The sequence below is a fragment of the Pseudobdellovibrionaceae bacterium genome, from assembly GCA_023898385.1.
Taxonomy (GTDB): domain Bacteria; phylum Bdellovibrionota; class Bdellovibrionia; order Bdellovibrionales; family UBA1609.
Window position 1 is genome coordinate 1443431 of the sequence record CP060220.1, and the last position, 15272, is coordinate 1458702.

Annotated in this window: 15 protein-coding genes; 6 read left to right on the forward strand and 9 right to left on the reverse strand. The window is 47.5% G+C overall.

Going from position 1 to position 15272, the window contains the following annotated elements; genetic code table 11:
* Window positions 1-42 precede the first annotated feature (42 nt).
* Together H6626_06365 and can are read left to right on the forward strand one after the other, a co-directional pair.
* The gene (locus H6626_06365) at window positions 43-882 is read left to right on the forward strand and encodes a class II glutamine amidotransferase (protein ID USN48711.1); all 840 of its coding nucleotides are present in this window, start codon (window positions 43-45) and stop codon (window positions 880-882) included.
* A 43-nt stretch (window positions 883-925) separates the two neighbouring features.
* Window positions 926-1558, forward strand: coding sequence for a carbonate dehydratase (gene can / locus H6626_06370; protein ID USN48966.1), 633 nt, complete (start codon window positions 926-928; stop codon window positions 1556-1558).
* Between the two features lie 20 nt (window positions 1559-1578).
* Here can and H6626_06375 read toward each other — a convergent pair whose 3' ends face one another.
* From H6626_06375 to H6626_06385, 3 genes are all read right to left on the reverse strand, one after another.
* Entirely contained in the window at window positions 1579-2181 is a 603-nt protein-coding gene (locus H6626_06375; GenBank protein ID USN48712.1) for a hypothetical protein, read from the reverse strand.
* 463 nt (window positions 2182-2644) lie between these two features.
* Window positions 2645-3439: a hypothetical protein gene (locus H6626_06380; protein USN48713.1), complete on the reverse strand. Its 795-nt coding sequence runs from the start codon at window positions 3437-3439 to the stop codon at window positions 2645-2647.
* A 174-nt stretch (window positions 3440-3613) separates the two neighbouring features.
* Entirely contained in the window at window positions 3614-4801 is a 1188-nt protein-coding gene (locus H6626_06385) for a hypothetical protein (GenBank protein ID USN48714.1), read from the reverse strand.
* A 204-nt stretch (window positions 4802-5005) separates the two neighbouring features.
* Between H6626_06385 and H6626_06390 the strand changes: the two genes are divergently transcribed.
* Window positions 5006-5584: a DUF2799 domain-containing protein gene (locus H6626_06390; GenBank protein USN48715.1), complete on the forward strand. Its 579-nt coding sequence runs from the start codon at window positions 5006-5008 to the stop codon at window positions 5582-5584.
* 233 nt (window positions 5585-5817) lie between these two features.
* Window positions 5818-7395 (forward strand): S8 family serine peptidase, encoded by a 1578-nt coding sequence (locus tag H6626_06395; GenBank protein ID USN48716.1) that lies wholly within the window; start codon window positions 5818-5820, stop codon window positions 7393-7395.
* Here the strand turns inward: H6626_06395 and H6626_06400 are convergent.
* The 5 genes from H6626_06400 to H6626_06420 form a co-directional block, all read right to left on the reverse strand.
* The gene (locus H6626_06400; GenBank protein ID USN48717.1) at window positions 7370-9361 is read right to left on the reverse strand and encodes a DUF3488 domain-containing transglutaminase family protein; all 1992 of its coding nucleotides are present in this window, start codon (window positions 9359-9361) and stop codon (window positions 7370-7372) included. The genes H6626_06395 and H6626_06400 overlap by 26 nt on opposite strands.
* Window positions 9358-10293 carry a DUF58 domain-containing protein gene (locus tag H6626_06405; protein USN48718.1) on the reverse strand — a complete coding sequence of 312 codons (936 nt, stop codon included), beginning with the start codon at window positions 10291-10293 and terminating at the stop codon, window positions 9358-9360. Before H6626_06405 ends, H6626_06400 begins: the two co-directional genes overlap by 4 nt.
* Before the next feature lie 2 nt (window positions 10294-10295).
* Window positions 10296-11234 (reverse strand): MoxR family ATPase, encoded by a 939-nt coding sequence (locus H6626_06410; protein USN48967.1) that lies wholly within the window; start codon window positions 11232-11234, stop codon window positions 10296-10298.
* A gap of 275 nt (window positions 11235-11509) precedes the next feature.
* Entirely contained in the window at window positions 11510-11653 is a 144-nt protein-coding gene (locus H6626_06415) for a four helix bundle protein (GenBank protein ID USN48719.1), read from the reverse strand.
* Window positions 11654-11809: 156 nt separating this feature from the next.
* Entirely contained in the window at window positions 11810-13048 is a 1239-nt protein-coding gene (locus H6626_06420; GenBank protein ID USN48720.1) for a hypothetical protein, read from the reverse strand.
* A gap of 504 nt (window positions 13049-13552) precedes the next feature.
* Between H6626_06420 and H6626_06425 the strand changes: the two genes are divergently transcribed.
* Together H6626_06425 and H6626_06430 are read left to right on the forward strand one after the other, a co-directional pair.
* The gene (locus tag H6626_06425; protein USN48721.1) at window positions 13553-13879 is read left to right on the forward strand and encodes a type II toxin-antitoxin system RelE/ParE family toxin; all 327 of its coding nucleotides are present in this window, start codon (window positions 13553-13555) and stop codon (window positions 13877-13879) included.
* Window positions 13863-14171: a helix-turn-helix transcriptional regulator gene (locus tag H6626_06430; GenBank protein USN48722.1), complete on the forward strand. Its 309-nt coding sequence runs from the start codon at window positions 13863-13865 to the stop codon at window positions 14169-14171. The genes H6626_06425 and H6626_06430 overlap by 17 nt, the downstream gene beginning before the upstream one ends.
* Window positions 14172-14803: 632 nt before the next feature.
* Here the strand turns inward: H6626_06430 and H6626_06435 are convergent.
* Window positions 14804-15268: a hypothetical protein gene (locus tag H6626_06435; protein ID USN48723.1), complete on the reverse strand. Its 465-nt coding sequence runs from the start codon at window positions 15266-15268 to the stop codon at window positions 14804-14806.
* Between the last annotated feature and the right edge of the window lie 4 nt (window positions 15269-15272).

Below are 15272 nucleotides of genomic sequence, written 5' to 3' on the forward strand. Positions count from 1 at the left end.
GAACTTAAAATTGATGGAACCTCAACCAACGGGAGATTTTCCATGTGCCGAATTTTTGGCTTTCGCTCTGTCATTCAAAGCCAGGTTCACCATAGCCTCATGGAGGCCGATAATGCACTTGGCCTTCAAAGTGACGCTCACCCTGACGGATGGGGCGTTGCCTATTACCAAGCCGGAGCCCCCCATGTGATCAAGTCCGGGGCCAAAGCCATGGAAGACGCTCTTTTTAAAAAGGTCTCGGGAATTGTTTCCTCTAACACCGTGGTGGCTCACATCCGGGCGGCTACCGAAGGACCGGTTGCCATTCTCAATACTCACCCCTTTCAATACGGCCAGTGGACATTTGCCCACAACGGCAACATCAAAAATTTTGGGAAACTTCGCGATCAATTACTCACGGAAGTGGACCCGCCTCTGCGCCGATTTATTCTTGGCGACACAGACAGTGAACTGCTGTTTCACCTCACTCTAACTGAACTTCAAAAAAAGCTGGATCTTGAAAAGAAAGTCTGCAAAATCGAATATTTGGCTGAAGCCATCGGCAAAACCGTAAACAAAGTGACAGCCCTTGCCGGAGAGTATTCCAAAACGGATTCGGCTCCATCAACGGAGACCTTTTTGACTTTTATTCTAACCAATGGCCCCTGCATGGTGGCCTTTCATGGCGGCAAGAACCTTTACTACAGTACGCACAAGCAACGGTGTCCTGAACGTGACTCCTGTGGCTACTTTGCACCTTCTTGTGAGTCGGCCACGTCCTCTGGATCAGTGAATCATTTAATATTTTCCAGTGAACCCCTGTCAGGGCAAAATGTGTGGGAACCCATGAAGCCAGGAGAAATTGTAGGTGTCGATGGACTTATGAACCTGTATAAGGGTTAGCTGTGCCGTATTACCTACGATCCGCGACAAAAAGGTGGGGATGATGAAAACACTCAAACATATTTTTGATAAAAATCAGGCTTGGGCGATGAAGCTGCGCGAAGATCAGCCTGAGATATTTTCGAGATTATCCAAAGACCAGCAGCCGGAGTACCTTTGGATTGGATGTTCTGACAGTCGCGTGCCGGCAAATGAGATTTGTGGTCTTGACCCAGGTGAGATGTTTGTTCACCGAAACATTGCCAATATGGTGGTTCACACCGATTTAAACTGTTTATCCGTAATTCAATTTGCCATTGATGTTTTAAAAATAAAAAACATTATCGTTTGCGGACATTACGGTTGTGGCGGGGTAAAAACGGCTTACCAAGGGGACTCTTTGGGCCTTATCGATAACTGGCTCGCCAACATCAAAGACGTTATCGCAAAAAGCCAACCGGAGCTAAAAAGCTTAAAAGACCCGCAAGCTCAAGTGGATCGAATTTGCGAATTAAACGTGGCTCAACAGGTTCAAAACCTATGTTCGACCACCATCGTACAAAATGCCTGGAAACGAGGCCAAGAGCTCAGCGTGCACGGCTGGATATACAATATGAAAGATGGCCTCCTTCACGATTTAGGACTGTGCTTTAGTTCTCCCGCGCAGATTGCGGAAACATTTCAACTCAACCTTTAATGGTGATATCAATCATCGCGCTAGTAATCGCCGTAACGTAAATAGCGCATGACCATGGGCTCATTGTATTGACTATGAAAGCCAAAAACCACGTGACCACAATCACTGTTTTCTGAAAGTATTTCCATCAACCGAGATACAGGATCCGTCTCTTTAAACCTTCGAAATTCTCTTTTGATTCGCAGGCGACCGCGATCCATACGAAAATCCATACGCACAAAATCACCTACATTTAATTGCGAAACCACACACATGCGGTGGTACCGCTGACTTTGCAAATCTTTGGCGATTTTTGCTAAATTCTTTTCTTGCTCGGGCAAGTCCAAATCCCCTTGCACCACTCGCCGCCTCAACTCTTGATAGTTTTCTTCGGTAGAAGCACAAAGGCCCGCCCTCTCGGCCTGCTGCACCAGAGCCTCCACCTCACCGCGGTCTTCCGGCCCACGCACATGAAACAAAAGATAATCACTGTCATTGGCCACAAACATCACATGGGGCCGGCGATCTCCCTCAATAACACAAAGCCCCGTGGGGCCGACTATGGCACGAAGCGGCTTCATTTCCTCGGCCCACAGTCCGCTTTGGCTTTTTAAAACTAGCAATAAGAAGATAAATAAAGACATGGCTCTCACAGCGCCTCCAACAAATCACTTTCAATTCATGAAAAATTTTTAAGTCTCAATTAAACTACAACCTTTATGCCAAAAGGAAATCCACCAGAATCCACAGGGGCAAATCACCGTGTCACGTCTTCGCAAAAACTGTTGCATCAGTTTGCAACCACATACCCGGATATCCCGTTTAAATCGGGTCATTCCCGCAGTTAACGCACGGGCCAACATGGGCGAAGCTTCATGGTACACGATACGCCTTTTAGCCACTTCTACCTACCAGCAGGAAGCTCTGCCGCCAAAAGATCCTACGAACAGTTAAAATTTTTACCTGGCCCGACCCCTTGGCCCGCGGCAGACGTTGTCTTTGCGAAGTTTTGGTAAACGTAATGCTGGGAAATCGGCAAGATAAAAGACTTCGCAACGGGGGCGCCTCTAATAACCTCACGGTGGAATTGCCTTAATTATGGCCGGTTTAATATATCAATGAAAATCCCAAATAAAATAGCACCAACAACACTAGAAAGAACACGATGGTCAGTGCTCCCTCAACTTTTGACTCAAATTGTTTTTGACGGGTCGGCATTTGTCCCGCAGCAGCTGCCATGGCTAGGCGAAGCTGTCTGATCACCACCTTTTCTTCTATAGAATTACAAATAAATCCCACCAAGAAAACCACAGAAAATGCAGCCAGAAACAGTCCCATCCCTTGCTCTAAAGTGGGCACCTGCCCCTGAGATCGCCAAATATAAAAATCGTAGATCACACTCACCGCGGCCGGCACTGCCAGATATTTTAACATCCACCGTGGCCACCTTCGAAGTTTTTCTCGAAGGCGCTGCCATGAAACATCCACTAGGTGACTCATGGCTGTGTATTTCTGCAAGCGAGCCTCTGAAATAAGTGCGGGCTGTTGCCTATACACAGCTTCAAGGATCTTGTGACTGTGGTGAAGGGCTGAAAAAAATCTCCATTTAGTCCCCGTGGAAAGAATGAGAGTGAAACCACCTAAAAAACGGGGGGAGAGCCATGAGAATTTGACCTCTTTTACTTGCTCCCACCGGATACGTTTTTCTGATTTTCGATACCGGATCACTAAATTTTCTGGCAACACTTCATAAGTTGAAAATAGCGGCGGTCTCATAAAAAAATAAAGCCGTATAAAAATAGATAGGGGCACTGTTGATGCCAATAGCATCTTAAACAAAACCTTCCACCAAGGCTCGCCCATGACTGAAAACAAGTTAATACGAATGATTATGACTTCCACCAAGACGAGTCCTAAAAGGACATAATTAAAAAGATTTTTTGTAAATCGGCGATAATGCAATTGCACGAAGACAAGCCTTGTTCTGTGTTCACCCTATTAAATAAAACAACTACCATGGTGACACAGACGTAGGCTAATGAAAACACCAATTCCTAAAAGGGGGCCACGACGAGACTAGTTGCTCGCACCAGGAATCAAGATTCTGTACCTGAATTCAATGACCACCTGCGATCCACCGCTACCGGCATCCTGAGATGCAATATGCACAGCCCCTGTGCTTGGCTCAAAAGTGAACGGCACATCATGACCATCGACCTGCACTTTGATGGTGTCAGCCATAATTTGATCTGGTCGTGTGAGGTTGGCAAATCGCACAGGGTCTACTAACAAAAACTCAGTGATAATATCCAACTTTAACTGGGTCATTTCTCCAATCACAGCCAAGCCATTGGCTAGATTTCCTGCACCCAAATCGATGGCCGGACCTTTATTTATGTCAATGATATCGATATAACCATACCCGATTTCATCTTCATTGTTCACCGGCACGGCGGAGCCGCCAGTGTATATGATTCCACCCACCAAAAGCGGAGCCCCGTTTTGAAGCGCCAATAGCTCTTGGTATGTACTCTCTGCCGTTACACTTGGATTTTGACAGTCATTCAAAAACGCTGGGCCTTCTTTTTTGTCTGGATCTACCTTGGGAGTGACACCATTAGGATATTGGGCACAAATATCATTTTCATCAGAAAGAAACACCACGGCCAGAGCCGTCCCGGCCCGAAAAAAGCCCACGTCTCGGGCCGCCTGCAGGCGATCACCGTTGAGCAGCTGATGCAAAGAAAACAGGCCCTCTTCGCCACCATCAGACACAGAGTCCCCTGCGGGTCTTGATAATTTAGTTGATAAATGCTGTCGAAGCTCATCCGTCGTTAATTGAGCCGGATTCAACACCACTGGTTCTGAGCTTTTTTGATACAATCGACCCGAATGGGCACTGGAGCTGCCATGGGCTAACAGCACCCCAATTTGGTAGTTCACGCCTAGACTCAATCGCGATACAAACTGGTCTACGTTGTTGACGATTTCGGCTCGCTCATTATCCAAAGACCCAGAAGTATCCATCACAAATAGAATATCTAATTTGTCAGAAATCTGAGATTGCGGCTGCTCAGATCTTGAATAGGCCACATACTCATTGAAACAGCTTTCACTCGCCGTGCCCTCATCCACACACACTTTTTTAGGGTCTTCTGAATAGCCCAGCGTTGTAAACTTCACTTGCGAACACGCCTGAAAAGCGAAAACAAGTGCCACCGTCAACAGCTGCACTAATCCCATAATTTTATATGAATTCTTCATGGCTTCCCCCACTCCTCTGCCATAAAATCAAGCATCATTGATGCCACCCCGTTTCGCGATATTTTCGAATTCAGCGGTGTACAATGTCTAAAACCTGTTACTGCATGTGAGATTTTAACAGGAGTCTCAATTTGAGACGGTTGACTGGCGCCCCTGTCTTGGGCAGAGTTATTTTATTAGCCAATCACCTAAGGAGTCCCCACCATGTTAAAAAGTATTGTCTTTTCTGTTTTGCTCACTGGATTCGGGTTTATGGTGAGTTCGTGCTCTTCCATATCAAAAGAAGAGTGCCAAGTGGGAGACTGGACTGGCATCGGGCATCGAGATGGGTCGCAAGGCCGCGAGCAAAAGCGGTTTTATAGCTATGTGGAAGATTGTGGCGAACACGGCGTTACTCCGAACCATGACCAATATAAGCAGGGCTACGAAGAAGGGCTCAAAGTATTTTGCACACCGGATAACGGCTGGTCAGTAGGTCGGTCGGGACGCTCTTATAACAACATCTGCCCCCCTCACCTGGCTAAAGAATTTATGTCTCAGTACAGAAAAGGCCAAAAAGTACATCAACTTGAGGTTAAGATCAGAAATCTACAGCAAGACATCAACGCCACAGACAATGAAATATCGGTTCAAGAAAAAGCTTTGCTCAACAAAACCAATACAGGCGCCGACGTTTTGCTCATCGGAGCCCAAATTGATAAGCTTCGCCGCAAGAAACTGGATCAAGAAAAAGAAATTTTTAAGCTGCAGCAAGAAATGCAGCGGGTAGAACAAGGAGGATGACCTCCCCCGTTGGGGTTTTTCCCGCTGGATTCCAACTGTTTTGTCGGTCATTTATACACCGGCTCTGTGACACTGCATTTAAAATGTCCAGTGATTCTGTCAAAATTCAGTTTGGCTTCTCAATATGAGCCGTTTCTCCGTCTGACAGAAAAAATTTATTTTTTTTATGTGAAAATTAGCTCATGTTTTCAGACTTTCGTCCGATAAAAAGTTATTGGGGGAGGTCGTGAGTGATGGCGGTACAACAAAATAGAGTATCAAAACTTGAGATTTCAATAGTTCTTATATTTACAACAATCATGCTCTCGGCCGGCGGCTGCAAGGCACCAGAACCGGCTAGCAGTGATAGCGGATCCGGAGGGGGCGGGGCCTCGTGTGAGGTGAGCGCGTCAGCCGTCGTGGCCAGCAAAATGCCCGGCACAAATCTGCACGGAAAAGTGCAATTGGACAAATTTCTCTTAGGGCAAAGTCCGCAAGCCGGAGCTCTTCAAAAAGGATCTCAAGCTTTCGTTCCCGCCGGAACAAGACTATCCATGGCCATTGACCGTGCCTGCGCCTCGCAACCAGAAAACGCTTCTGGATTTTTTTCTCACGAAATTCAGGCAAGCCTAGTCAGTCAGCCGTCCCTTCAAATTCATGCAAAAAAAGTGATCTATTCATCGCTTGAGCTTCATGACGCTCACTCCGTTGCAGAGCTTGAAGATCTCGCCGATCAAGACCCGTGTCTTTTAAAACTCGGCGTAGATATGCAACTTAAAACCACGGCGGTTTTCTCAGATCCATTGGCCATCAACCAAGCCCACCTCTCATCCATTGGATACAGCTCCGCCTATGATGGATTTTTTGGAGCTAACGGAATTACCGGGGAAATTGTAGTGGCAGTGATCGACACCGGGATGGAACTCACCCATCCCGATCTTTCAGCCAACGTTTGGGTCAATACCAGTGAAGTCGATGGCGACAGTATCGACAATGATGGTAACGGATATGTAGATGATGTGAACGGCTATAACTTTGTCGATAACGATGGAGACCCCACACCCATCACCACCAGTGGACCCCACGACATCTCTCAACACGGCACCATGGTGGCCGGCCTACTAGCCGCTCGCAGCAACAACTCGGTGGGAGTTGTGGGTATCATGGGCACAAACGTGAAAATCATGGCTCTCAATGTTTTCGGCGATCAAGAGGGGTCAAATTTATCTGACGTGGATGAGGCCATTCAATATGCTGTGGACAATGGAGCGGATGTCATTAATTTAAGCCTTGGAGCGCAAGGGACATCCGTCACCACTCAGATGGCCATACAAAATGCCGTTTCAAGTGGAGTCGTCGTCCTGGCCGCCACCGGCAACAGTTACCTGCACCTTTCACCATCTGTATGGATGACGCCGGCCTCCTATGCTGTGGGAATCAATGGCATGATTTCAGTGGGCGCCAACTATTCTGATAGCAAGCAAATCACTTACTACTCCAATTATAGCAGCGACTACGTGGAGCTTGCAGCCCCCGGCAGCGAGACTTACGGTTCCTCCGGTAACGAAGGGCTTTTGACCACCGCTAATACCAACATGTATGCCCGGGTTGAAGGCACTTCCATGAGTTCGCCCGTAGCCGCAGGTGCGGCCGCATTGACCATTGGATTAATCAGGGCCCGTGGCGGCAGCCCCACACCAGCGCAGGTGGAGAGCCTCTTAATAGGTTCAGCCACTCGAGTGGACGGATTAGTGGGCTACGTGAAAGGTTGCAAAAGCCTCAATGCGAGCACGCTCTACAACCAAGTTAACTTGCAATATCCAGCGCCTTGATCTGCTTGCGCAAGTTTTTGACTTTTTTTGCTGAAAACTCGGTCTGGCCATAGCGAACTTCCACGATCTCTGCAATGATCGCAGCCGCCTCTGTTCGCCCGGCCTTGTCTTTTTCCATTAAGATTCGATCTCGGTAAGAGATTGGCCCTTCATTAAACTGCCTGGGAAGGCCCCGCTTAGCCAGCCGTTCACAAAGTAGCCTGTACACGGATAAAAGTGGATCTACCTTTTCTTTTTGTCTTAAGCTTATGAGATAAAGTATCGCCAAGACAAACACCAACGACGAACCCAGAAGCAGCCAGAGGTATTTTCGGCTCACCGAAGAAAACCCTAGTTTCTCCAAAAACTGTTTCTGCCACGAAAAATCATAAGTTAACACGAAGCTTGCCCAAGACGACTCCACCATGTCCCACATCAACAGCCCTTGGGCAAACATACGAGACCACGGTCCTTCCACAACGCGCCCTCCTTCAACTTGCAAGTTGTCGTCGCCCAGTCGCCCTTGCAAATAGGCTTCTCGATAGGCCGCACCACCCAGGCGCAAACGCTCTGGCGCCACCCATTGCGTGGGATCCTGCCGAACCCACGCCCCTTTTCGCTCACTCCAGTATTCCACCCATGCATGGGCATCAAGATTACGTACAATTAAATACTCTCCAAAAAGCCCCATGGTCCCGCCCTGGTAACCCGCCACCACTCTGGCCGGTACCCCAGCCACGCGCAACATGCTGGCCATGGCCGAGGAAAAATGTTCGCAAAACCCACGACGCTCTGAAAATAAAAAATCATCAAGGCTTGCCATCTTTCCTGGCTCCAAGGTGTATCTAAAATCCTCTGATACGAAGAATTCCCGGATTTTTTTTACTAACTCGTCAGGATCAGCCGTCTCAGAAGCCCAACGCTTAGCTAATCGTTGCGCTCTTGGCGCAGTTTCCAGGTCGCATATGATATCACCCACTGAGCTTGGCGGCGGCCACGTGATCTGCTCAGAGTCCGGCGTGGACCATACCTTGTACCGAACGAGTGATAAAACATCAGTTTGACTTTGCAAGACACGCCCTTCCCGCAACCGGACCCGCAGTCGATGAGAGTCTGTGATAAACTCTGCCGAAAGCGGCCAATCCAAACCAAAAAGATAGGGTTTTTGGGTTGGCTCTAAAATCACTTCTTGTTGAATACCTGACTCGCCTTTTGCCATTGGATAATAAAGCGATTCTTCGCTCCGCCGCCACCGCAAACCGGCACAATTATTTAAAATGGCCCCACGCCAATAGAGTTCTGAAATGGTGGGATAATACGACTCAGGAAAAGAAACCCTCATCACCACTTTTTCGGACTGTGCTAGTTTTGCCACCTGTCCCGGATCTACACTGTCAGAAAATTCCGTCGTGGCCTGACTTTGAGCACTTGGTCGGTACATCCCCATGTTGAAACGGGGAAACAAAAAGAACAATAGTGCCGCAATAGGCACCGCCTGCAGCGTGATTCGCAAGGCATGCGAGCCCAACGATCGCCAAGAATGGCGCTCGTTGGGTGAGTGGTACAAAGCGAGCATCGTTGTGATTAACACCACATCCAAAACAAGAAATGCAGTCATCAACAGCGTTTGTGTGAGTACCAAGCGAAACATCAACAAGAGGTAACAGAGCAAAATCAATAAGACCATATCTCGATCTTTTTGAGTCTCAAACAACTTGTAACTGACCATCAACACCAATAGTGGAATGGAGGTATCCGGCGTCCAAAGGTTGCCGTGAATATAGTAGAGCCCTGTCGCTGATAGAATTACAAAAACATTGACCCAAAATCTTTTTGGTGGCTTTAAGTATCCTGAATCAGACAACACTCGCCAAAGCAAAAATGATATGGAAATAACAATCACCCAAATATCCACTTCCAAATAATTGGGTATGAGATTCACAAGCACCAGGCCATAGATAAACCTACGGATGGTTTCCCGGTTCATGCGGCCCTCTCTATGCGGGCCAGCTCTCTTAGGCACTTTTGATAGTGATAAATTCCGCCATCAGCTAACATTCGGTTTGCTGGCAAGACAAGCTCATAGTGATGTCCCGACTTGTGGGCCGTCTCAATCCATTTTGCCAGCTGCTGCAACCGCACTTCATGGTCTTTGGCATGGGTATCTTGATAGCGAAAACTATAAATAACGGGTTCATCGCCTTCAAAAGTCTTCTTTAGCAATAACCTCTTTCTTGCATACACTTTCCAGTCTACATGCCGAAAGGACTCCCCCGGCAAATAACTTTTGTGTTCGTTAAACTCATCGCCTCGAAGATCGCCCTTGTTTTCATAAAACTGACTGGATTGATTCCTATACGGAATAGCCCTTTGCATGCGCTGAATGCCTTCAGGTTTCGGGTATACATAAAATGGGTGCTCTGGATACTCATACGCCCACGCATAAAATAGTCCAAGCGGGTAAACCGTCGAGAAAGTGAGTCGGTCCAGAACATGAACGCCTCGACCTGGATTGGGCATCTCAAACTGACCGGCTACAGATTGGCTGGGGTGCACGTACTCCTTGCATAGGGATGCTCCACTGGTTTTTTTGAATGCCGAGATATTCACTTCTATGCGCTGGCGCACCACTCTTGATGTGTTTGTAATGCGTGCTAAAACTTGCACAGGCTGACTGCTGGCCGTATCTCTAATGTCGACAATCTCAACGCGAACGCCTCGTAGATTATTGTGAGTATGGACCATACTGGTAATAAAAATGGCGAACATCAAAAATGCCAACATAAAAACTAAGTTGTTACTGTAGGTTCCCGCAGAGATAAGAACAACGATGTTTACTCCTAAAAATAAAAATCCGTTTTTGCTGGGAACGATGTAAATTTTTGGTTTTCTAGGTCGCCGCCTTTGAAACAAGCGCATGGCTAGTCCACCCGTACAGCTTGCAAAATTTCCTTTGCTCTTTCTTGCTCGCGAAAACTATCGTGCTCGTCTATTTGATTCAGTCGATGAGCCATTACGCTGACGCCAACGGCTTGCACATCATCCGGCACCACCATGTTTCGACCCTCTAAAAAGGCCCACGATTTTGCAGCCGCCATCAACGCCAAGCCCGCTCGTGGCGACAGTCCAAAACTGCCGCCAGATTGTGTGCGGCTATATTCGAGGATCTGCTGAACATAGTCCACAATGGCAGCCGACACATGCACCGATGCACAAGCCTGTTGCATGGCTAGCACCTCTTCGGGAGTCCAGAGGGGGTCAAGTTCATCAATTAACTGTTGCCGAAGAGTCCCCCTTAGAAGTTCTCGCTCCGCCTCTCTGTTGGGATAGCCCAAAGATATTCTCATTAAAAATCGATCGAGCTGCGACTCGGGCAAGGGGTATGTCCCAGCTTGTTCGCGCGGGTTCTGAGTGGCTATCACCATAAAAGGCTTTGGCAAATCATAAGTGACCCCATCGATACTGACTTTTCGCTCTTCCATGGCCTGCAAACAGGCACTTTGCGTTTTCGGTGTGGCACGGTTGAGCTCATCAGCAATAACCAGTTGGCCAAAGATAGGTCCTCTATGAAAGCGAAACTTATGAGCCTCAGAATCATAAACAGTGGTTCCGAGAATATCGGCAGGCAAAAGATCGTTGGTAAATTGTATGCGAGTGGGTTGAAGACCAAGCGCCTTCGCTAAGAATTTTACCAGGGTCGTCTTACCCACCCCCGGAACATCTTCGATAAGCAGATGCCCTTGCGCCAAAATTGTACATAGAGCCAATTGCACTTGATGAGATTTTCCGAGGACAATTTCACCGGCCCGCTGAAGAAATTCTGAAGGTGAAACTGATGACAACTGGCTTGCTGCTAAAATTTGGGAGGACTTCAATGCTGGCTCCTTTTTTACCTCAAAGGGAACACCCTCAGATCGGAAAAAAAAGGCCAAATCTTTAGCAAAAAAAAATGCGTCAAGTCGGCGGCCTCATGCTCGGCTTAGACCCAGATTTTAATACCTTTAGATCTTGTCGAATGGCCGCGCTATCGCACACCAAGGTCGAGGCCAGGAGACCAATCGAAACGGCAATCAGCAAACAAGTCAGGGCCGGTCGAATAGCAAACGTATCGCCACTGACAAAACCCTCGCCGTCTTCAATGAAGTGGAAAGCCGGACCGACTAATGTCTGAGCCCAAATCGTACTTGAGTAGCTTCGGCAGCTTCGCCTTAAGGCGATAAGACTCGCGAACGAAGCTATAGCTCAGTTGGTATACCGGTAAATGCTGATATCTTGCCACACCCAACCATCTGCGGCTTGCACAGGCCACTGGAAAAAATCATTAAATCACTAAAAACTTAAGGACTTCTTCTTGCCATCGCGCCGTGCAATGGGCACGGGCGCGCTAGCAGCGTCGATTCAGTTCATGGAATCTTTCTGCGAAAATTCCCTGCGCCTAGCGACCAACACACCGAACCGCCCTTGTGCCGTAGCGGCTGAGGAGGCTGACGCTGCCAGTTGACCCGTTGAAGATCCAGGCGAGGTTCCGAAGAGACGAAACCACCGAGGCGGACCATTCATAATTGCCATCGGAATCCGGTAACACAAAGCGGATACCATTGATATTGGCTTGCTCATATTCGTATATACTGGGCAGCCGCCAGCGCACAGCTGGCGTAGACGCCGACCCTAGACTTCCTTTGCCCGCGTCGTCAATGGCGCCGTCTGTGCCCGTGAAGTAATTCTCACCATCTTCGTAACAAGCGCTTATGGCCTTATTCCCAGGGCCCGTCCCGGTTGTTTGGGAAGTGGCATTGTCGCAATAATCATTGGGGTCATCTTGGGCTGAGGGATTATTGGTAATGAAATTACTGCCGCTGGCTTTACACCAGTTTAAACTCGTTGCCACTTTTGACGACCACAAAAGTCCTGTTCTCTCATCGCGCCAGACCTCACGACCCGCACCGGCAAGAGAACTCCCCAGGTCGCCTTCACGAGTGACCAGTTTCCAAGCACCCTGCCCCGCATTGCCCTTAACGGCACCATCCCACGTGGCCTCAGTGCCTATGGTGCCATTTGCCGCACAGTCCGCTATTCTCTGATCAATCGTGCCCGAAAGACCACAGGTGGTGGTACTCCACCCTGTGCGGTCCACGAAGGTCACGTTGCCACCGACAGAGCCCTCATCATCCAGCAGAATGTCTGGCACCTCCCGGTACCCTGCTGGTAGGTCGACACCAGCATAAGTCGTCACCTCATCACTTTGGCTGATCTGGGTGGCCCCGAGATTTCGATGGGCGTTGGAGGCTAAGCTGGATGCGCCAGCACTAAGTGACCCTGTCACACCGAAGATCGTGACACCATTTACAATATTGCCAGGTGTAAGATCTGAGTCTTGAGCGGTGCAGGTTTGCGCGCCAGAATAATAGCCTTGGGGAATTGAAAACGAGACCTCTCCGTCACTGCCTATGACATTGCTGCCCTCTGATGCCGAAAAATACCCAGGCTCCACCACACACGGCCCGCCATTAAAACCCTCCGAACAGGGATTGGACTGACTCGTCACTTTAACTGATCCCTTGATTGAATTGTCGCCGATTTTGCAACCTGATAACAACAGGGCGGCCAATACCGCAGCACTGCCACTCAATGGTAATCGGTATGTCATCATGATTTTTGGGCAACATTTTGTCATGCTAAAAACTCCATCTGGTTTGATGGACTTCGTATCGGTCGTTGGTCCGAATTACTTGATCGGATTTTTTAGGTTTTTTTAGACTTTTTTAGGTCGAATTGATCCGAAATTATCGACACCGAAACGCATCGAATTAAGGCAAAAGGCCAGTGATGGCATTGTGAAGTTCAGCCTGGTTGACTCATTGACCTTGGTCCGTCTTTTTTTTAGGTGAATTGCCTAAAAATGAGAGTTAATGGGCATTTTAAGGGGTTACTTCCCAGACGTTGGCGCTGGGAAAATAGCCTGAAGACAGCTTGTGCAGAACAAATAATGGGAAGATCACTCATGGGGCAGCTCAGCGAGTTTATTTCGTTAATCTCCAGGTTAAAAGTTGCCTCAAAAGTGCAATTTTAGTTGGCACAGAATCTCAGGGAGAAACCAACAATGTCTCCTGGCTTCAGCGTTTTAAACTTATTCTTGACAAACTACGCTATATGACGTAATTTCTCCAAAAGGATTAGGATGATTGAGAAACAAGTTATTTACTATACGCTCGAGAACGGGAACTCACCTTTTAGAGACTGGCTGAAAAAACTCGACAACCTGAGCCGTGCGATTGTCGTTCGCTTCATCCAAAGAGTCGCATCTGGTGGGGCAAGAAAATCCATTAAAGCTTTGAAAGACGGCATATTTGAAATAAAAATCACTCATGGACCTGGTTATCGAGTTTATTTTGCCGAAGACGGTAACGATATAATAATTCTATTAATTGGTGGTGATAAAAAAACACAAACCCGTGACATTGATAAAGCAAAAGAGTTTTGGAGGACTTATGGCAAACAGACATAAAGACTTTAATGAATTAGTCGCTCAGGAATTTGAGGATTTAGGCTTCGCTCAAGCTTACATTACAAATTTAATTAATAATGAGGGACTTTCTCTAGAAGATGCCTTAAGAGAATCCGTCAAATCTATGGGACTGCAGGCATTTGCTGAAGAAGCAGGCATATCCATTTCTTACGTTTCTGATTTCGTAAATAAGCGTCGCAAGTGGAGCACTGACAATTTAGTGAAATATATCGAGCAAGTGTTTGATTTAAAAGTAAAAATGAGCATTGAATCTACTGATGAAGTCGCATAAATGGCTCTAGTTGAGTTATTAACCCAGCAATCGATAATAGGTCCACAACACTTCAACTTCGAGGCTGACCTGAACCAGTATTCGAACGCGAGACACTCCCGCATGGGAGTTCGCTAAAATGGCCCCTTTAAGAATCCGTAAACAAGACCGACTAATGTCTGAGCCCAAATCGTACTTGAGTAGCTTCGGCAGCTTCGCCTTAAGGCGATAAGACTCGCGAACGCATGAATTTACCTGATGAGCTTCAAAAAATACTCTGGGTCTCGGTTACTTCTGCTCATATAGAGACTTAATAACTTTCATCCGAGGTTTATGATGACGGTGGTTAATCGCCCACGTGGCGGCCCGCTCGGCGCTTCTGGACTTCGCACTCCGAGTCAACGTTATGTTTGTGTCTATTCGTCTCTCTCCATGAAATTCACCGTGATCCCCATTGCCTGTCGATTCACCGAACAACCACTTTCGGCGCAAGTTTTTACGAACCACTAGCCTTCATTTCTACCAATAACTTTGACTTGCTTAATAGGGTATTTTACTCATATCCAACCTGATGAACATTCAATCGTAATCAATTTAGTCAAAAAATATTTGGCTGAATCTGTTACTTGGTTTTGCCAGGTAAATTTCGATACTTAAATAGCCGCGTTATCACACACCAAAGTCGAGGACAGGATACTGGCCGACACGGCATTGAACACGCCTGGAAGATCAAATTGTATGGCATAGGCATCGCGACCGATGAACCCCTCGCCGTCTTCGTTGAAGTAAAAATTGATTTGAAATCCAGGCTGTACCAAGACGATGTGGTCTCTGTATAGGGGTTCTTGCAACAAACACGACACCACTATCTCTTGTTTTTCTAAACCCACTCGCTGAACCGTGCAATTTTTCAACTCATTACTCTTAAGTTGATCCTCTTTTGCGAAAGACAAATACCTCCACAAGGTCAACTCACCCCCACCTTGACCAGGATTCACATTCAATTGAAAGGACAGCTCATCGTCTCCGTCAAACCGGCAATCCAAAGACTGCGACTGCGCCCAGGCGCCTACTACAAGGAACTGCACAAACAAAGCTCTAACAATTATCTTTCCCACTTAA